17 protein-coding genes and 1 tRNA gene are annotated in these 17,759 nt (G+C 52.0%); 11 read left to right on the top strand and 7 right to left on the bottom strand.

All coding sequences use genetic code 11. The annotated features are described in order from the left end of the window. Positions 1-3 precede the first annotated feature (3 nt). From B4C79_RS09795 to B4C79_RS09785, 3 genes are all read left to right on the top strand, one after another. Positions 4-79: transfer RNA gene (locus B4C79_RS09795), tRNA-Ile, on the top strand. Between the two features lie 13 nt (positions 80-92). Beyond that, on the top strand, positions 93-1,151 hold the full coding sequence (locus B4C79_RS09790; protein ID WP_105027190.1) for a hypothetical protein: 1,059 nt from the start codon (positions 93-95) through the stop codon (positions 1,149-1,151). A gap of 1 nt (position 1,152) precedes the next feature. Next, positions 1,153-1,629 carry a 2'-5' RNA ligase family protein gene (locus B4C79_RS09785; RefSeq protein WP_171100447.1) on the top strand — a complete coding sequence of 159 codons (477 nt, stop codon included), beginning with the start codon at positions 1,153-1,155 and terminating at the stop codon, positions 1,627-1,629. Here B4C79_RS09785 and B4C79_RS09780 read toward each other — a convergent pair whose 3' ends face one another. Continuing rightward, positions 1,630-2,112: a YqaA family protein gene (locus B4C79_RS09780; protein ID WP_171100445.1), complete on the bottom strand. Its 483-nt coding sequence runs from the start codon at positions 2,110-2,112 to the stop codon at positions 1,630-1,632. 55 nt (positions 2,113-2,167) lie between these two features. Beyond that, positions 2,168-2,572 carry a BLUF domain-containing protein gene (locus B4C79_RS09775; RefSeq protein ID WP_291742817.1) on the bottom strand — a complete coding sequence of 135 codons (405 nt, stop codon included), beginning with the start codon at positions 2,570-2,572 and terminating at the stop codon, positions 2,168-2,170. Positions 2,573-2,839: 267 nt separating this feature from the next. Here B4C79_RS09775 and flgM point away from each other — a divergent pair, with 267 nt between their 5' ends. The 6 genes from flgM (at position 2,840) to B4C79_RS09745 (ending at position 9,637) form a co-directional block, all read left to right on the top strand. Continuing rightward, entirely contained in the window at positions 2,840-3,136 is a 297-nt protein-coding gene (gene flgM / locus B4C79_RS09770; protein WP_138518823.1) for a flagellar biosynthesis anti-sigma factor FlgM, read from the top strand. A gap of 200 nt (positions 3,137-3,336) precedes the next feature. Next, positions 3,337-4,449 carry a ferredoxin reductase gene (locus B4C79_RS09765; protein ID WP_291742811.1) on the top strand — a complete coding sequence of 371 codons (1,113 nt, stop codon included), beginning with the start codon at positions 3,337-3,339 and terminating at the stop codon, positions 4,447-4,449. 30 nt (positions 4,450-4,479) lie between these two features. Continuing rightward, positions 4,480-5,571 (top strand): fatty acid desaturase family protein, encoded by a 1,092-nt coding sequence (locus tag B4C79_RS09760; RefSeq protein ID WP_008251969.1) that lies wholly within the window; start codon positions 4,480-4,482, stop codon positions 5,569-5,571. Positions 5,572-5,692: 121 nt separating this feature from the next. Continuing rightward, a complete protein-coding gene (locus tag B4C79_RS09755; RefSeq protein WP_008251971.1) occupies positions 5,693-6,208 on the top strand; it encodes a porin family protein in 516 nt (171 codons plus the stop codon). 183 nt (positions 6,209-6,391) lie between these two features. After that, positions 6,392-7,351, top strand: a complete 960-nt coding sequence (locus B4C79_RS09750) for an ABC transporter substrate-binding protein (protein ID WP_291742808.1) — start codon at positions 6,392-6,394, stop codon at positions 7,349-7,351. Positions 7,352-7,363: 12 nt separating this feature from the next. Then, positions 7,364-9,637, top strand: coding sequence for an ATP-binding protein (locus B4C79_RS09745; protein WP_291751446.1), 2,274 nt, complete (start codon positions 7,364-7,366; stop codon positions 9,635-9,637). A gap of 19 nt (positions 9,638-9,656) precedes the next feature. Here B4C79_RS09745 and B4C79_RS09740 read toward each other — a convergent pair whose 3' ends face one another. Continuing rightward, complete coding sequence (locus B4C79_RS09740; RefSeq protein WP_171100429.1) at positions 9,657-10,475, bottom strand: class I SAM-dependent methyltransferase; 819 nt, start codon at positions 10,473-10,475, stop codon at positions 9,657-9,659. 132 nt (positions 10,476-10,607) lie between these two features. On the opposite strand from B4C79_RS09740, the gene B4C79_RS09735 reads away from it, so the two are divergent. Further along, a complete protein-coding gene (locus tag B4C79_RS09735) occupies positions 10,608-10,970 on the top strand; it encodes a phage holin family protein (RefSeq protein WP_040513453.1) in 363 nt (120 codons plus the stop codon). Between the two features lie 15 nt (positions 10,971-10,985). On the opposite strand, the gene B4C79_RS09730 is transcribed toward B4C79_RS09735, so the two are convergent. The 4 genes from B4C79_RS09730 to B4C79_RS09715 all read right to left on the bottom strand — a co-directional run bounded on the left by B4C79_RS09730 (position 10,986) and on the right by B4C79_RS09715 (position 16,343). Further along, the gene (locus tag B4C79_RS09730) at positions 10,986-12,941 is read right to left on the bottom strand and encodes a methyl-accepting chemotaxis protein (protein WP_291740005.1); all 1,956 of its coding nucleotides are present in this window, start codon (positions 12,939-12,941) and stop codon (positions 10,986-10,988) included. Positions 12,942-13,036: 95 nt separating this feature from the next. After that, positions 13,037-13,768 carry a sulfite exporter TauE/SafE family protein gene (locus B4C79_RS09725; RefSeq protein ID WP_291751444.1) on the bottom strand — a complete coding sequence of 244 codons (732 nt, stop codon included), beginning with the start codon at positions 13,766-13,768 and terminating at the stop codon, positions 13,037-13,039. Further along, positions 13,765-14,151, bottom strand: a complete 387-nt coding sequence (locus B4C79_RS09720) for a hypothetical protein (RefSeq protein ID WP_105027177.1) — start codon at positions 14,149-14,151, stop codon at positions 13,765-13,767. Before B4C79_RS09720 ends, B4C79_RS09725 begins: the two co-directional genes overlap by 4 nt. Next, entirely contained in the window at positions 14,148-16,343 is a 2,196-nt protein-coding gene (locus tag B4C79_RS09715) for a membrane dipeptidase (RefSeq protein WP_171100420.1), read from the bottom strand. Before B4C79_RS09715 ends, B4C79_RS09720 begins: the two co-directional genes overlap by 4 nt. Positions 16,344-16,525: 182 nt before the next feature. On the opposite strand from B4C79_RS09715, the gene B4C79_RS09710 reads away from it, so the two are divergent. After that, positions 16,526-17,572, top strand: a complete 1,047-nt coding sequence (locus B4C79_RS09710; RefSeq protein WP_291742121.1) for an HD-GYP domain-containing protein — start codon at positions 16,526-16,528, stop codon at positions 17,570-17,572. Positions 17,573-17,759: the final 187 nt, after the last annotated feature.

The following is a 17,759-nucleotide window of genomic DNA, read 5'->3' as shown; positions in this document are numbered from 1 at the left end:
AGTGGGGCTGTAGCTCAGCGGTTAGAGCAGAGGACTCATAATCCTTTGGTCGAGGGTTCGAACCCCTCCGGCCCTACCACATTGATTGGAAAATGCCTTGGGTTAGTCACCCAAGGCATTTTTTGTTGCGCCGTCATATTGTCTTTATCATCCAATTATTTGAGCGGATGATGAGATTGATGAGGAATTCTGTGTACTCAGTGATACTTAGCCAACACCAAGGTATAGGGCGGCGGCAAGGTTTGTCGACACAGAAAATTGACGCCCTTAAGCGTGAATTTTCCAATCCGGCAAAGTTCACGAATCCTTCTGAAACCAGCGTTTTTGTCGCAGGCTCGTTGGGGCGACACGATTCAGGTGAGAATTCTGATTTGGATTTATTTTTGACATCCAGTGCCGAAGTGCCTATCTCTCATCTTGATAACGTTAAATGTTTGGCCTCGATACTTGGTGTGTATGAGGAGTTGGGCTATGGGCAGCCTAGCAATGACGGTGAATTTCTAAAAATATTCAATATTCCACAGCATGAGTCTTGTGTTGGCTCTGCCAGAGATGATGGGGTCAATTGGTTTACGGTGCGAATGCTGATGTTGCTGGAAAGTAAGCCGCTTACAGATCCGCAGTTGTATCGAAGACACAAAGAGGAAATTCTTAAGTTCTACTTTCGCGACAGAGACAACGGCAGTCAATTTAAACCTCTGTTTTTATTGAATGATTTGCTCAGGTTCTGGCGAACGTTGTGTTTGAATTACGAGAATGCAAGATCGGGGCCTACACGTTCATGGAAGAAGCGAAACTTCAACTTGAAGTTTAGTCGGATGCTGACAGTATTCAGCACGGTGTTGCCAATGGTTTTACAAAGCCATGTTAATCAGGAGTGGCTTTTGGATTTAACAGAGAAAACTCCACTTGAGAGGCTGGCTGTTGGTTTGGACATGTTAGATGATGCACAATTAAGTCGTGGGTTTACAATTTTTTTGGACGACTACGAGTTTTTCTTGCACACTAAAGAATATCAGGATTTCAATTTGCTTGATGACCCCACCAGGATGGCTTTGAATGACAAGGCTGGGCAAGTCTCCAGTTTTTTGTTTTCGGCCTTGCATCATCCCAGTGTCTCACCTGAATATCGACAGTACCTTGTAATTTAAAATGGCCAACGCTCAACAGATTCTTACGCTAGAAGTGAAAGACAAAAAGATCCAGGATCTTTTTGTCGATCTTCGTTCGCGCTTTAATCGCGTTGGAAAAATACCCTCAAGCCCCCACGTAACGATACGCGGCCCATACAAGACAGCGGTGTCCTCTCGCAGATCCAAGCAGATCATGCAGAGACTTTCCCACGAACCGAAGCTGCGATTGTCGGGTGTAGGACGCTTTGAATTGGCGGATTGTCATGTGGTGTATCTATCGGTTCAAGGCGAAGCGCTAAGAAAGGTCTGGTGGAAACCAGATTTTCCAATTAACCAGTTCGGCTTCAATCCCCACATCACAGTATTCAAAGGGGATAAAGAGTCGGCTGACCGAGTTTTTGATGCGCTCACCCAATTTTCCGTTGAGTGTCCAATTGAGCTTTTTGAACTAAGAGTAGATGTTATCGGTCAGGGCGCTTTGAATTTCGAAAACTGATTAACTGTTAATCCACTTCAGGCCCTGAAGCGTCACCTTCGAAATGACATAAAACCGAATAGCCCGGCCCAACACCACTGCCGGTAAAAAAGCCGCCAAGGGCATTGCGCCTGCGCCTGCGGCCAGCGCCAGTGTTTTAAAGGGAATGGGCGCAAATGCCGCGATAAACAAAATAGGCGGGCCGTATTCAGCCATCAGTGTTGTGGCCTGGTTTATTTCTTCCAGGTTAACCGATTGTGCCCATGTGGCCAATTCACCTGCGAATGCAAACCCAAGTAAGTACGCTGAACAGGCACCAGCCACCGAACACAGCACGCATGCGATCATCAGGGGTTTCCAGCGGTCTGGGCGACCTATGATCATGGGCGGCAACATGATGTCGCTGGGCACGGGAAAAATGAATCCACCCAGGTAGGTCAGCAGACACATGGCTGCAATGCCGAAACGGCTGTTGGCCAGTTTCTCGCAAATGGATTTGAGCATGCCTGGTGTCGCTTTGGGGGATTGGTCAAGTGTTCTATATTGACCGAGCAATGTTTCAGGTCTTAATCAGCAGGGCGTTGAATTCACGTATCACCTGCGTAAATGCGTCTGTATTCAATGTTTCCAGGCGATGCGCTCGCAACTTGGCAACGTGTTCAAAGGTCAGGGGTTCTGCTTCGATAACACCCATGGTCCAGTTGTCGAACATGCGCTCTTTCATCGGAGAGATTTGAATGATTCGACTGTCGGTGTGCCGCTTGTCGTCGAGAATTTTCATGTAGGTGCGCAGCACATTTTGCTCTGGCCCTTCAAGCACTTGCATGAACATGCCACCTCCGTGAACCAGCACGCCTGTGATTCCCGCTGCGCTGTTGTTTTTCCTGGAGATCAACAAGATTTCTTTCAGCACTTCTTCACTGAAATCGGACTTGGCCTGGCTGCAATACAAAAGACGAATCATGAGCAGCACTCCGGGTGGGTTGGGGGTTTGGCGATTTGATTTCACTATGTTAGTGGGTTGATTTGATCGCGCGTCGATAGAGGATATGGGTAATTTGGGTGGCAATTCCCGCTTTGTCGGGATTTACTCGGCGCTGGCTTCTTCATTTTCTGACATGTTGTCGGCCGAAGTCCTGTAATCATTTTCCTGTGTGTCTGATTTATATCGGGAATCGTTCTAAGTATCTTTTTGTTTTTCCGCCTCAACAAACCAACCTTCAGCATCATCATGATCTCTGGCGACAAACCCCCGATAGCCTTCACCATGCCCGATCCCAAGAAGGCGGACGCATTGGCCGCCTCGCGCCCACCGGAGGTGAAAACCGCCGCGGACCGGGATGGTGCCAGCGTGGTGGTGTCGATCTCAAGGCCAAGGGGCACCATGTTGGTGGACAGTACCACCCCATTTGATGCGGACAAGGTGGAAATGATTCGCCGTCAGCTGAGTGAGGGAGGCTTGAAAATTGATGCCAGCATAGTGGCTGATCGCATGATTAATGATCAAAAAGCACTGTTGGGAGGGTAAATTTTCAAAAGTGTTCACTTAAAAAATCCATTTCAATCAAATAAAAAAATATCAATACAATCAATTATTTAGTCAACAAAATAAGTGTACAGTTGTACTCTTCTGACACTTTATTCTAGTTTTTTCAGCAAAATCTCTTGCGAAAAACAGGCGTTTTTAGTTACATTGGTGCACATCTGTTCACTAACGTGGAAAACGCAATGAGAACCAACAGCCAACTGTCCAACAAAGTAGTCCGCGGACTCTCCAAAATTCTGGGTCAGGAATTCGTTACCTTCTGGCTTGAGCAAGCGGGCAGCACCCATTCAAGCGATCGTTGTCTGGCCGAGGTGGTGCGTATTGATCGCGAGACTGCGGATGCAGTCAGCCTGTGGTTGCGCCCCAATGCTTTGTTCAAAGGTTTCGAGGCTGGCCAGCACGTGAACCTGAGCATTACGATTGATGGTGTGGTGCACACGCGTTCATACAGCTTCAGCAGCGCTCCCACTGAAAGTGGGTTGGTGCGCCTGACTATCAAGCAAACTCCAACGGGTCTTGTTTCACGTTATGTAGTGAACCAACTTGAAGTGGGCACTGTGGTGGAACTGGGCGATGTGTTTGGTGACATGACCCTTGCACACACTCAGCCCACATTGAGCCAACAACGCCCCAGCATGTTGCTGCTGGCAGCGGGCAGCGGTATTACACCCATGATCAGCCTGATTGAAGAACTGGAAGTACAGGGTTGGCCAGCAGATGTAACCTTGATGAGCTGGGCGCGCAACCCGGAAGACGTTCTGTTCGATTCAAGTTTGAAAGCCAAAGCCGGCGAACATTTCAAGTATGTGCGCTTGCTGGAAAACGGTGCCAACCTGGCCGAAGGTGATTTGGCTGGCCGCCCCTGTGCAGAGCAGTTCGCTGCTGTGGCTGGCGCGCTGGACAACACCGATGTGTACGCCTGCGGCCCTGATGGCTTCATGACCGCACTGCGCGGCATTCTGGGCGATACCCCCAAGAGCTTCCACGCCGAGTCGTTCACGCCGATGGCTCTGAGCATTGATGAAAACGCCGAAGTAAAAACATTCACGGTGACCCTGACCAAAAGCAACCGCATTGTTGAAGTAAGCAACAACAAGCCCCTGTTGAAAGCACTGCAAGAGCAGGGTATTAACCCCCCACACGGTTGTGGCATGGGCATTTGCAACACCTGTTCATGTGAAAAACTGACAGGCACCACGCAAAACATGCAAAACAAATCGGTGTGCGGTACCAACAACACGGCGCTGCGTTTGTGTATCAACGCCGCCCAAGGCCCGGTTTCACTGGACCTCTAAAAGCAAAACCTAAAAATACTGGAGCAAATCATGAGAAAAGCTGACCGCAAATTGAGCCCCGCTGAACTGGAACAGTTTGGTGCCGAGATTGAAGCGATTCGCCAGAAACATTTGGCGGATGTGGGCGAACGCGATGCCAAGTACATCACCAAAATTGAAAAGGCAGTGCGCTACACCGAAATCGCGGGCCGTGGCCTGTTGATGGCCGGTATTTTCCCGCCGGCATTCATTCTTGGTACCTTGACTTTGGGCGTGTCAAAAATTCTGGAGAACATGGAACTGGGCCACAACGTGATGCATGGTCAGTACGACTTCATGCAAAACAAGCGCCTGATGGGCCAAACCTACGAGTGGGACACCTGGTGTACAGCTGACAACTGGCGCTACAGCCACAACTACCGCCACCACACCTACACCAACGTGCTGGGCGAGGACCATGACATTGGTTATGGCGTGTTGCGTCTGTTTCCTGAACAGAAATGGGAGCCGCGCTTTTTGGCGAACGTACCTTTAATGGTTTTGCTGGCCACCTTCTTTGAAAACCTGCTGGCTTTGCAAACCCTTGAACTTGAAAAAGTAATCAGCGGTGAGAAAACCCTGAAGGAAACCAAAGACCGCGCCATTCCCACGTTCAAGAAAGCTGGTCGTCAAATTGCGAAAGATTATGTGTTCTTCCCGCTGTTGGCAGGCCCTTTCTTCTTGCCTGTGTTGGCAGGAAACTTCCTGGCGAACATTATTCGCAATTACTGGACCTTTGTGATTATTTTCTGTGGTCACTTCACAGCCGATTCTGAAGTGTTCGACAAGTCGATTATCGATGGCGAATCGCAAGCGCATTGGTACTTGCGTCAATTGAAAGGCTCATCCAATCTGACTGGTGGCAAGTTGTTCCATATCATGTCTGGCAACCTGAGCCACCAGATTGAACACCACCTGTTCCCCGAGGTGCCAGCGCACCGCTACGCGGAAATGTCGGTTGAAGTGCAGGAAATCTGCAAGCGTTACGGTCAGCATTACAACAAGGCCTCGCTGGTAAAGCAGTTCTCGACTGTGGTGGGTCGCGCTTTCAAGTACAGCCTGCCAAGCTTGAAGCGCAAGAATCAGGAAGCTGTGGCGGCCTGATTGCCTCTCGGTTTACTGCGTATTATCGGTTTTTGTAACCCGATGGCTGATTTGCTGCGTTAGGTACCGTGCTCCCCCCCAAGGGGTGCGCAGTATCCATAACAAACAAAGGAAGTCAGCCATGAAAAAACTAATTTCTATTGCCGTTTTGTCTGCAGCCGCAGCCAGCCCAGCCTTCGCCGAAGGCCCTTATCTGGGTGCCACCTACAACAGCTTGGGAATTACCGACAGCCGGATTGGCGGAGTCGAGCTGGATGTCGACACGCTGGGTGTGGTCGGTGGCTATGAACTAAGCCCCAACCTGGCCGTAGAGGGGCGCTTGTTGACCGGTGTGGATGAAGAGAACTCCGGTGCATTCCGTGCTGAGGTCGATTCCTACATTGGTGCAAATTTGTTGGGCAAATTGCCCTTGAACAACCAGTTCTCCTTATACGGCACATTGGGTTATGGCTTTCTGGATGCGAATGTCAGTGGTCCCGGCTTTAACACCAGCGACGATGATGGCGCGCTCAGCTATGGCGGTGGTGTGATGTACACCGCAGGCAGTGTGAACATTCGTGCCGGTTACGAGATGCTTTACGACAAAGACAACATTGAAGCAGATGGCTTGAATTTGACTGCCACCTTTGCTTTCTAAACTCAAGTCAATTAGGGGTGTGCCAGGAAAGGTGCACCCCTCTGTTCACGCCTTGCGACACTCCTTGAGTGTTTGATCATTCAATGTCCGGAAGAGATGGCTTTTTGTGTTTCTTCTTGATAGCTTTCTGATGTAACAAAACCCCTACACTTTTTAGGGATCCTTTGGTCATCGAGAGTTTGAATGCTTCGTATCGCACTTTTTTTCAGTTTCTTGTTGTTATCTTGGGCAGCCCAAGCCGCGCCTTTGCGCATCGGTGTGTCTGAAACCATACTCTCCCTGCCTTTGTACATCGCCGAGTCGGAAGGCTTTTTCCAGAAACGCGGTGTGAATGTTGAGTTTGTGAATTGCGTAGGCGGCAACCGCTGCGTGAAGAACATGCTGGACGGTCAGACTGACCTGTCCACTGCCACTGAGTTACCTGTGGTGTTCAACAGTTTTACGCGAAAGGATTTCGCGATTTTGACCAGCTTTGTGAGCGTCTCGAACGACTTGAAAGTGGTGGCGCGTACCGATTCAAAAATTACAGAACCGGGCAAGTTGCGTGATAAACCCCTGGGGTATGTAAAGGGCGGTGCAAGCCAGTATGTACTCGACCTGGTGCTGGTTTACAACGGCATCGACCCCGACACAGTAAAGCTGAAAACCATTACCCCTGAAACAGCCCTGGCCGCCTTGGCCAACAAAGAGGTGGATGCACTGTGCATCTGGGAGCCTTTTGCATCCCGAATTGAGCTGGAGTTGGGAACAGACGTGCAACTGGTGCCCATCCCGAAGTTGTACACCGAGACATTCAATTTGATTGCCATGCAAAGCGCGATTAAATCCAAGCCACAAGAACTTGAACGATTGGTGAGGGCCCTGAAAGACAGCACCCAATTTATTCAAACTCACCCTGAGAAGGCGAAGGCCCTGGCTGCCAAGCGATTGAAGATTCCGGTGCTTGTGGTGGATAAAATATTTGATGACTACCGGTATCGCTTAAGTTTGAATCGCTCTTTGCCGCGCACAATGGAAGGGCAAGCGCGTTGGGCTCTTCGTGAAGGGCATGTGGAGGCCAGCTTGCCTCAGCCCAATTACTCCGGGTTTTTGTATCCTGCCTTTTTGAAAACAGTAGACCCTGGCGCTGTGTCGCTTCAATAAAGGGAAGTTAGAGTGCGTGTTGCCACCAAAATCAACCTTGCCATTCTTAGCACCATTGTGTGTGCTGTGGTGTTGGTGTTGGGCAATCTGTTCATTCTCAGTGAGCAGTTCAAAGGCTTGGAGCAGTCACAGAAAGCACAAAGTATTACCCGTTTGTCCTCCAGCCTGTTGGTGCTGACTCAAGAGTATGTGCTGTTCAAATCGCCTTCTGTGGCGGATGCCTGGTTGCGCACTCAGGAAGAGCTTGAAAGATTGATCAGCTCCACGGTAAGCCCCTCGGTGGCACCGCAAGAACTGTCGGATATTCAAGGTAGCTTGGCCGAGCTAAAACCAATTTTCAATGAACTGAACAACAGCACAGTGCCCGGGAATAACAGCCCGGCGTTTTTAGAACGCCGTGAAAGCCTGATTGTGGAGCGCTTGATTGCCGAAACCCAGGTAATTTCCGAGTTGGGTTACCAATGGGCCACACAAGTGAATGATGCACAGGCGCGAAACCTGAAAGGTTTGACCCTTCTTGAATCGGTGGGTTTGGGTAGTTTTGTGGTGGTGATCGCCTTGTTGGTGGTGTTGATGCGCACGGGTGTGTTGAACCCGCTGGCCAAGTTAAAACGAACAGCCGATGAAATTCGCAACGGCAATGAAGATGCTGTGTGTGAAGTAAATTCCAACGACGAACTGGGCGATGTGTCCAAAGCCGTGAACCAGATGGCTCACAACCTTGCGCACAAAAACAAGCGATTGCGGGAGGCCAACACACGGGTAGAAATGGCGAGTCAGGCAAAAACAGAATTTTTGTCGAACATGAGCCATGAAATTCGGACGCCATTGAACGGAATTGTGGGCCTGACTTATTTATTGAAGGACACCTCGGTGTCGAGCAATCAAAAGTTGTTGCTGGAGAGCCTGGAAAAAACATCGCGCAACCTGATTGATTTGGTCAGCGATGTGCTCGATATCTCCAAGATTGAAGCGGGCAGCATGGAGCTGGAGTCCAAGCCCTTCTCGACACTGGAGTTTATCGACAAGGTGTCGGGAATCATGACTGGCGCTGCGGCGAACAAGCCAATCGAGTTGATTATTGAACCACCTGCTCACATGCCACGTGAATTGATTGGCGACGAGCTGCGTTTCCGTCAAATTGTAGTGAACCTGGTGGGCAACGCCATCAAGTTTACGCAGGTGGGGCATGTGCATTTGCTGTTGCAGGTGTTGTCGAATCAAGATGGTGTTTGCCGCATGCGCGTGGAAGTGCGAGACACCGGGGTCGGTATTTCACCGCAAGGGCAAGCCAACCTGTTTCGACAATTTCATCAGGCCAACACCTCGGTTGCACGGGAGTTTGGTGGTTCTGGTCTGGGTTTGAGCCTGGTTAAAAAGCTGGTTGAGTTGATGAACGGCAGCCTGGGTTTCAACAGCGAGTTGGGCTGTGGCAGTACCTTTTGGGCCGAGCTTGAATTCGCTGTACCCAAAGGTGGCGCAAGTACTTTCACCGAGACAGGTGAATCGGTGCTGCTGGTGTCTGACAGTGAACTTCAAACCCAGGCCTTGCTCAACGCCGGTAACTTGGTGGGTCGTCAATTGATTACCACTGACAGCCTTGATGAGGCACGCAAGCTGATGGTCAGCACCCCCGGGGTCGCTGGCGTTGTGCTGGACTTCCCCAAGCGACAAATTGATCGACTGGCGTGGATTGAGTTTGTCAAGGCCATGGGCTTGATGGGAGTTCCCTGTGCCGTGCTGCTGGGCAGTGATGACACACGGCGTTTGTTGGACAAAGGCATCAGCGAAATTTTTAGCGCAATTTATGTGAAGCCCTTAACCCCGCTTCAACTTCAGAGTGCATTCAAAAATGCGGCACCGAACCTGGCCAAGCGAATGAACTCGGCAATTGCGGCACGCGATAAAATGAATTTGTTGATTGTGGATGACAGCGACCTGAACTTGAAGGTGCTTGAAGGAATTTTGGTGCGCAAGCAAGCCAACATTACCAAAGCCAACAATGGGCTGGAGGCATTGTCGTTCTTGTTGCAATACGGCCATGGTTTTGATGCGGTGGTGATGGATGTACAAATGCCGTTGATGGACGGACTTGAGGCCACCCGAGAACTGCGCAAACAACCTTTCAATGCAAATTTACCGGTGATTGGTTTGACTGGTGAAGTGGGGCCGGAAGACGAAAGACGTGCCCTTGAAGCGGGCATGAATGCGGTGCTGCACAAGCCGTTGCAACCCGAAGACCTGATGTACATACTCAACAAGCTGGTCAAGCCGGTGAGTGCTTGACCGGTGCGTGTGCCCCCGATTACTTGGCTGCAACAATCCACATATTGTCACTGGTGGGCTGCCTGTCTGCCAAACCAAATTGCACCACCTTCATGCCTTGCCGAACAATGAGTGCTTCCAGGTTTTCGGGCGTGAAGTAATTCACGTGGTCGGGCAGGCGAAAGCCACACCATTTTTCGGCGCGAATTTTTCGGTTCCATGAGCCATAGTTTGGAACCTTGATAATGACTACGCCGCCAGGTTGAAGTACCTTGGCCACGCCTTGCAGTAGACCGTTGGGCTCTACTTCGTGTTCAAGAAACGCGCTCATCAGCACACCGGCGAAGTGGTTCTCGGGCAGCTTTTGAATGCCGTTCAGAGCGTTGTCGTGCATGATGCTGCCGCCCCGAGGCTCGACCAATTCACTGGCCGCCTGTGCCAGGGCTTTGGACACTTCAATGCCATGGGGTTGGTATTTGGTGGGCAGAGTGGCCAGCAAACCGCCGGCGGCACAGCCAATGTCGAGTACGCGACCACCGGGAATGTATTTTTCGATCAGCTCGGGCAACTTGTTGCGCTTGAGTACTTTTTGCCGAAAATGCTTGAAGGCGCGGCTTAAGCCTTGCTTCACAGGTTCGCGTTCTTCGCGCACCTGGCGTTCGGTTTCTGATGTTTTTTCCCAAGCGAATTCTTCGCTCAAGCGTTCATAAACCGGTGCGCGTTTCAGATACACAAAATGGCATTTGTTGCATTCAATCATTGGCCACTCACTGCTGCCGTAGCTAAGTACCTGTGCGTCTTCTGCGCTGTTTTGGCAGAAGGGGCAGCTGCGGGAGACGAGGCGTTGAGTGACATCCATCAGAAATTCTCGTTGTTGCTTAATGTTGTTGCTTGATATTGTGCACCAACCGGTTTTGTCGAAATGTGATAGCTTGGCAAGCAAGCGTTTTGATTGTACATCACTTGTTTTCTGAACTTGGAGGGAATGGATTTGAAACTCTTGCTGAGCTGGGTTTTACACGCAGTGGCACTGATGGGGGTGGCCTACCTGCTGCCAGGCGTCGTTGTCGAGGGGTTTTGGGCAGCATTGTGGGCTGCATTGATTCTGGGTTTGGTAAACACCATTGTGAAGCCTGTATTGCTTATTCTGACATTGCCATTGACTGTATTAACCCTGGGCCTTTTTTACTTCATTCTGAACGGTTTGATGTTTTACTGGGTGGGCTCCATTCTGGAAGGTTTTCAGGTCAATGGTTTTTGGTGGGCTGTGTTGGCCGCCCTGTTGTATTCCCTGTTTGCGACTTTCTTGAGCTCGATCCTGTTTCAGGAAAAGGTCAGGATCGAGCGAATTTAAACCTTGATTGATGCTTTACGCTTGCTGGGTTAACTTGAATTTGCCCATGACGGTGTCCATTTGATTCGACAGGTTTTGTAGTTCTGTAATCACCTGGTTAACTTCATGGGCGACGCCTTGACTTTCTTCGGTCATGCGCGCAATTCGTTCTACCTGCTGGGCAATGAGCGTTGAGGCCGAGCTTTGCTCTTTCAGGGCCTCTGTAATTTCGGTCACTGCGCGTTCGGCATCGCTGGTGTGGTGGTTGATGGCTTCCATTTGCTGGTCGGCACCCGTGGAAGAGCTCTGACCGAGGTTGATCATGTCGGTCCAGCCAGTGACTTGCTCAACGGCTGAGCGCGTCTCGTGTTGAATGTCTGAAATCAAGGCTGAAATGCTTTTGGTCGACGATGCAGTTTTCTCGGCCAGCTTTCGTACTTCGTCAGCCACCACCGCAAAACCCCGCCCCTGTTCCCCAGCGCGCGCCGCTTCAATGGCCGCATTCAGCGCAAGCAGGTTGGTTTGGTCGGCAATGGCGTGAATCACCTGAATAATGCTGGAAATGTTGTCAGACTGATTGCCCAGGTTGTTGATACTTTGCGCCAGATTGCCCGATGCGGTGCCAATTTCCTCCATGGCCTGGCGGGCTTGTTTTACACTCTCGCGACCACTTATGGACGATTGCCCGGCCTGATTGGACAAACCAAGCGCCTGGCTGGCATGGGTATGTACCTGGCTGATCGATACCGTCAGTTCTTCGACCGAAGCGGCCACCGCCGAGGCGGAGTCGGTTTGCTCTTGCACGCTGCTTTTCACCTGCGAGGCAGCAATCACCAAGGTGTTGATGGTGTCGGCCATTCGGGTGGAAGCATCCTTTACTTCGCCCACCAGGCTGGTCTGTTTTTGACGAATGTTCTCGAGTGCTGCGCGAATTTTGCTGATTTCATTGCTGCCATGGCTGTCAATCGGTTTGGACAAATCTCCCATACCGATAATTTTTGCATGCGCCAAAATCTGGGCGATTTCAGTGTTGGTGTCTTTGAACACCACATAACCCAAGGCCAAGGCCAGCAAAAGTACTGCCAAGGAACCAGCGCCTGCCTTGATCAGCGTGCCTTGCATGCCCGAGATGCGCTCTGTCAGGTCGGCTTGCAAGGTTTTGTTCAAACTCTGGCTCAGCTGAAATCCGGTGTTGACGGCTTCGCCAAGCAAGCCAACCATGTTGGCATGGCCCGTGACGCTGTCGTAATTCAGGTCTTTGGCCGATTGTTCTTTCACCCAGGCCGAGATGCTGTCAATTCGTTGGTCAATGGTGTCAATTTGTGCGCGCGTGTCAGCGGTAATTGCACCGCCCGCAGCGGCTGATTTCTCGGTGGCTTCACGAATTTCATCCATTGCCCGGCCCAAAGTGCCAAGCCGTGACTGTACGAAACTCAAGGTGGCTGCGGCATCGCTGTTGGGGTTGCGAAGGCGACCTTCCAGTTCAGACAAATACTCGATGACGCGTGGCAGCTGAAAGGCCATGGGGCTCATCATGTAGTAGCTGGGCAGGAAGGGGTCCAGTGTCAGTTCACTTTCATCGGCCAGCTGGCGCACCAGGGTGACCATTTGATTACCCAGTTCTTCGGACTGGGCATCGGTGGTGTCCTTGTTCAGCGCTTGCGGCAACAGGGCTGTTACTTGCTCCAGGTTGCGGGCTGTGATGGGCCAGCTCTCCGGCAAATCCGTTTTGGCTGCTTTCAGGGCTGCGCTGAGATCGCCAACAGCCCCGGCCTGTTTTTGTGCTCGATCAGCCAGGACCTTTTGCATCACAGGGTTAATTTTTTCCAGAAAAACGGCACCGCGCAACTCGTTTTCGGACGAGCTGATTAGCGTGTTGATTTGCGTGTACATTTGCTGAAACAGAAAGCCAAAAGCCAGCAAAAGTGGCAGCGCGATGATGGCGCATTTCTGGGGCAAGGTCAGCGAGTTTAGCGTGCGTTTGAATACCATGGGGCAACCTTCAGTGGCGTGTGAATTGTGTTCAGCCTTGAGTGTGGAACACAATTGATCGCTTGGTATCCCTGTTGAATGGGAACCCGAAATGGTTAGTTGCTGGCTGTTAGAAGCGCGCTGATGCCTTGGTAGACCAAACGAAGGGCCAATGCGGTCAGCAGCCAATTCAGGATGAGCGTGAATTTTTCCTCGGGCACGCGTGTAAGCAACCTGGCACCCATCAGGTTGCCAGCCAGTGTGGCCAGGCCAATGCCCAACAACAGGGGCCAGTACTCCACCAGGCTCACGTTCAGGCTGGAAAATGCAATTACCTTGATACCATGTTGAATCACCATGGCCATGCCATGTGTGCCCACCACCACTTGCCTTTCCCAGGCAGATTTAGGCAGCACCGACATCACCAGTGGGCCGGTGGCACCCAGCACCAGGCTAAGCCCAGTGGTAATTCCACCCGAAGCTGCCGGCGGCCAGTGTGCAAGGCGCAACCATGCACTTTTCCAGGTGGCCAGCACAATGAACAGGCCCAACAACACCTGCCCCACGGGCACTGGCATATACAGGGCCAGCGGTGTGATCAATGCCCCGCCAACAATAGAACCCAGCAGGAAGGGCTTGATGTAGGCCCAATTGATGAATTTGCGTTGCACCAACACACGGTTGGTGTTGGACATGAGTTGGGCTGCGCCGTGCAGGGGAATCAGTATGGCGGGCGGTACCAGTTGCGCCATCAGGGCCAGCAACACCACGCCACCACCAATTCCCGTGGCAGCCGTGATGCTGGAGGTGATGAATGCTGCAAGGCTGAGCAGCAACACCAAAGTCATGGCGTGACTTCGATGCTGCCGATGGTGGTGCCAGAAACATCAAGCTCGATGGCGTGTGTGCCCGGCGCATTGGCCGCAATACTGACCAATGTGGTTTGATTGCCTGGAAGTGGCACGCGTGCATCCAGCCCTTCAACAATCAGGGAATCGGTTTGATTGCTGTGGACCAAAAACTGAATACGCTGCCCTTGGCGAACGGTTGCACTGTAGGAACCCGTTGTCAGGCTGCCGTCGACGATGGACAAAGACTCCAGTGCCTGTGCGGCATCGCCTTGCGCAGCAGGGGCATGTGCGTTTTCAGTGGGCAATGATTGAACGTAAAGGTAAGCCCCGGCCAGCGTGGCGCTGGCCAGGCCGAGGTAAACAAGTGCGCGTTTGTTCATGGATTGATTTGAGGTCGTTTCGCTGTGGTTCTTTCCCACATTTGAATATACACCTCGGCTGAATTGTAGAGTGCCTTCAAGGCCTCGTTGCCACCCTCGAGGCGCAATTCTTCGACCCAGTCCGCTTTTAGCCCGTAGTGGGCCTGTCCTTCAGTATTGGCATCAAACACGCGCTCGCCACTGGTTTGCTTGTCAAATTTCACAGGGCTTACATTGGTATTGAATACACCGGCCCAATCGGGTCCCTGGAACAGTGTGAACGGGTAAGTAATTTGTGGGCGGTCAGCGCCCCGTGGGCCTGCCTGGGCACCAAGACCGTTGGTGTCGGCACCAAAACCCATGGCGAAATCAAACTGTTGGCTTTTCAGCGGGGCGATTACTTTCAGGTCCTCAGTCCAGCTTTGCGCATTGCCTTGGTAGGGGTAAATAATGCCGCCCGCCGCCAGAATTTTGCGACCCTGTTCCCTGGTAATGCCGCCGTGTGCACCGTGGGTAGAAACGAGTGGGTACTTGGGTTGCTGGCGATCGGCCATCTCGATCAGATCGCCCTTGATGCTCAATTCCATGTGGTCCACTTCAATGATGATGCCTTTTTCCATCAATCGTTTAAAGGCGTATTTGCCCAGTTCGGTCAGGCCGCGGCGATTACACTGGCGCTGGTTTTCACCCGTGGGGTAGATTGGGGCCACGCCGGGGTTGTTGGCAATCAGTGCCTGCGTCAAAGGGTCGTTGCCCAAACCGGGCGCTGAAGTCATGACCGCGCCGGGCTGACGCAAAATGTAATCGGCGTAATTGTTGTCGCCGCCGGGGCAATCGTAGGTTTGCCAGAAAGCACCGGTGTCCAGAAAGTTGCCCACGTTCAGCACTGCACCATCGAAAATGCCGTTGCCGCCAAATGCGTTGTCAAATTCGTGAATGGGGAACATTTGCCGCACACCCAGTGCGTGAAGGCGATCCAGTTGCTTGTCAATTTCTGCTTCATCACACAGGTTTTGTCCCAGTTTGATGCCGCAGTTGAACAGGTGTGAAATTTCAATACCCAACACCACCGCCAGCTTGCCCTCGTTAATTACTTTGCGGGCTTCAGCAGGGCTGGTCACGATGCGGAACCAGCCTTTGCCGGGGCCACCTTCCTGGGCGTCAATGTAGCTTTCAAGCTGCTTCACATACTCGATTTGGGTAACTGCGCTTTCCATTTCATTGCAGTTTGCAAGGGGCCTGCCTTTGCTCACTTTCACCAAATTACACAAGGTTTCGTTTTCCACCAGGTTGGTCACGAAAATACGCAAGCCGGCTTGCCAGGCTCGTTCCAGCCATTTGTAATACAAGCCTTCATGGGTAAGCGCGTCGGCCGCAGGCCAGCTGCGGAAGGTGGGCCAGCCCTCGGTATCGTGGCTGGCTTGTGGTGAAAACTTGAACAGGTTGTCGACCAAATCAAGCCGGCCCATTGGGCCATGGTTTGCCTCGCAACTACCCAGCGCCTGTGTTACACCAAACCGGTGGTGGGGCGTACCATGGTGTGCGCCACCCAAAAAGGTGGTGGCAGTGATGTGGTTGTGCACATCAGCAAAACCTTTCACAGCGCGGTTCAAACCGGCGCCAGCAAAGGTGCGGCCTTCGGTGTTGGTGGAAATTTCAGGAAACTCGGCACAGCCCGTGGCTTTTACAAACTGAAAAAGGGTTTCTTCACTGTTGCCTGCGCTTTCCACAGTACCCAGGCCATTGCTGAAACCCAGAAGGGCCAGCTTCATGGTATTGCCCGTGTTGGTCAGGGAAAAACCACCGCGACCTTTTTCATCTTCCTGAACTGCCCATTCAATTGAGTCGGAAAAGGCGGTGCTGCTGCCCACCGGGGTGCCTGCCGAATTGCCCACGGCCTGCATCATGGCATCGTCGCGGTTGTAAATCATGTACTTTCCCAAAGCCGTGGGCTTGAGGAAAAAGGGCGCTGCGTTCACCGCAGTGGCCTCGGTGACGCCGTAGCTACCATCGCTGCGCAACGCCACAAATTTGTTGTTGGCGAGAGACTGTATTGCGACACATTGATTTGCAATATTGAATGCCGTGGGCACCGCCTCGACTTCGTTGGGTGTGGTGCGCCCATCGGTATTTCCGGCGGTGGTGTTCGAATCGGAATTGCAAGCGGCCAGGGCTGCACACAGCACCAAGGTGCCAAGTAGGGCGTGTCTCATGTCTCGTCTTCCCAGGGTCTTTGTGACTCGATTGGTTCTACAAATTAATACTGACAATTGGTCATTTCAGATTCAGTAAACTGCACCCCCCATTTAGAGGGGGAAAGGGTTTCAGATTCCTGAAAGGCCTGCCGTTATTCCATTCGAGGAGAATGCACCGCATTCGCAAGGGAACCCGCACCATGTCTGTTGAACAAGCCACCGATGACAAGCAGTTGATCAAGGAACTAGAGCGCCAGTTGGCGGAGTTCCAAGGCAATGCTGACAAGTTAAGCAAGGAAGTTGAAAGTTTGCAGGGTGCAAACTCAAGCTTGAGTCATCAGCTTGAGTCTCAGCGTGCTGAAACCCACCAGATGCAACTGATGCTGGAGCAAATTCAGCGCGAGATGCGTATGCAGTACCTGGCGGCAGTGAAGTCGTTTTCCAATTTGATGGAATTGCGTTCGCCGCAACTGGCTGCTCACGGTTTGCGGGTTGCAGAATTGGCGCGTTTGATCGCCAAGGAACTTCATGCCAGCGAGTCGGCTTTGCAGGATATCTATGTGGCCGCGCTTTTGCATGACATTGGCAAGCTGGGTTTGAGTGACGACACGCTGTTTAAACCCGTGGTGGAATTGAAGGGCGACGCTCGAGTGGCCTTGATGAAGCACCCAATGAAGGCGCAGGCGGCTTTCCATGGGGTATCGGAAATGGTGCATGTGTCCGAGATTATTCGACACCACCATGAGCGTTACGATGGGCAGGGATTTCCCGATGGGCTGGAGGGTGAGGGCATTCCGCTGGGAGCGCGAATTCTGGCGGTTGCCGAAGATTACGATGAGTTGCAACAAGGCTGGCTGGCGTCCAAGGCTTTTGATGAGTTGCAAGCCCAGACATTTTTGGTGGGTGCTGCGGGCAAGCGTTATGACCCCAAAGTGATTGCGGTGTTACCCACGGCCCTGGTAAAACTGAAGGCCGCAGAAAAAGCCAACGAGAAAATTTTGCATGGCGAGGACCTGTACGAGGGTTTGGTGTTGGCCCGTGATTTTGAGGGTCCAGACGGGTTCATGTGGTTGTCCAAGGGACAGGTGGTGTCGCGCCATTTCATTGGTCGGGTGCGGGAGGCTGAGCAGCAGCATGGTGTTCAGCTGAAGATCTACACGGTCAAAACCGCCAATTCACGCAATGCATCTTCGAGTAAGGACGCATCGCTGCAGCCTGCGCAGCAGACTGGGCATGTGGCGCTTTAGGCGAGTGACTTGGGAGCTGAACTTGAATGGTCACCGCTGCCCGAAAACTTGGCATTTCGGCTTGTTGGCTTGAGCCTGCACTAAGCCAAGCCCTCCAAAAGTAACGGTCGGGTCTTGGCTTTCGCGCCAGGGCGCGATCGTTAGTCTCGGCGCGCCAAGCCGGCAAGTTTTCTGACTGGTCATCGTG

This window comes from Limnobacter sp. UBA7229, from assembly GCF_002473065.1.
Taxonomy (GTDB): Bacteria; Pseudomonadota; Gammaproteobacteria; order Burkholderiales; family Burkholderiaceae_B; genus Limnobacter; species Limnobacter profundi.
This window is presented reverse-complemented; position numbering and strand designations above follow the sequence as displayed.

Bases quoted from the DNA above. Each gene is read 5' to 3' on its own strand.
- B4C79_RS09790 (WP_105027190.1), top strand. From the start codon at position 93: ATGCCTTGGGTTAGTCACCCAAGGCATTTTTTGTTGCGCCGTCATATT.
- B4C79_RS09785 (WP_171100447.1), top strand. From the start codon at position 1,153: ATGGCCAACGCTCAACAGATTCTTACGCTAGAAGTGAAAGACAAAAAG.
- B4C79_RS09780 (WP_171100445.1), bottom strand. From the start codon at position 2,112: ATGCTCAAATCCATTTGCGAGAAACTGGCCAACAGCCGTTTCGGCATT.
- B4C79_RS09775 (WP_291742817.1), bottom strand. From the start codon at position 2,572: ATGATTCGTCTTTTGTATTGCAGCCAGGCCAAGTCCGATTTCAGTGAA.
- flgM (WP_138518823.1), top strand. From the start codon at position 2,840: ATGATCTCTGGCGACAAACCCCCGATAGCCTTCACCATGCCCGATCCC.
- B4C79_RS09765 (WP_291742811.1), top strand. From the start codon at position 3,337: ATGAGAACCAACAGCCAACTGTCCAACAAAGTAGTCCGCGGACTCTCC.
- B4C79_RS09760 (WP_008251969.1), top strand. From the start codon at position 4,480: ATGAGAAAAGCTGACCGCAAATTGAGCCCCGCTGAACTGGAACAGTTT.
- B4C79_RS09755 (WP_008251971.1), top strand. From the start codon at position 5,693: ATGAAAAAACTAATTTCTATTGCCGTTTTGTCTGCAGCCGCAGCCAGC.
- B4C79_RS09750 (WP_291742808.1), top strand. From the start codon at position 6,392: ATGCTTCGTATCGCACTTTTTTTCAGTTTCTTGTTGTTATCTTGGGCA.
- B4C79_RS09740 (WP_171100429.1), bottom strand. From the start codon at position 10,475: ATGGATGTCACTCAACGCCTCGTCTCCCGCAGCTGCCCCTTCTGCCAA.
- B4C79_RS09730 (WP_291740005.1), bottom strand. From the start codon at position 12,941: ATGGTATTCAAACGCACGCTAAACTCGCTGACCTTGCCCCAGAAATGC.
- B4C79_RS09725 (WP_291751444.1), bottom strand. From the start codon at position 13,768: ATGACTTTGGTGTTGCTGCTCAGCCTTGCAGCATTCATCACCTCCAGC.
- B4C79_RS09720 (WP_105027177.1), bottom strand. From the start codon at position 14,151: ATGAACAAACGCGCACTTGTTTACCTCGGCCTGGCCAGCGCCACGCTG.
- B4C79_RS09715 (WP_171100420.1), bottom strand. From the start codon at position 16,343: ATGAGACACGCCCTACTTGGCACCTTGGTGCTGTGTGCAGCCCTGGCC.
- B4C79_RS09710 (WP_291742121.1), top strand. From the start codon at position 16,526: ATGTCTGTTGAACAAGCCACCGATGACAAGCAGTTGATCAAGGAACTA.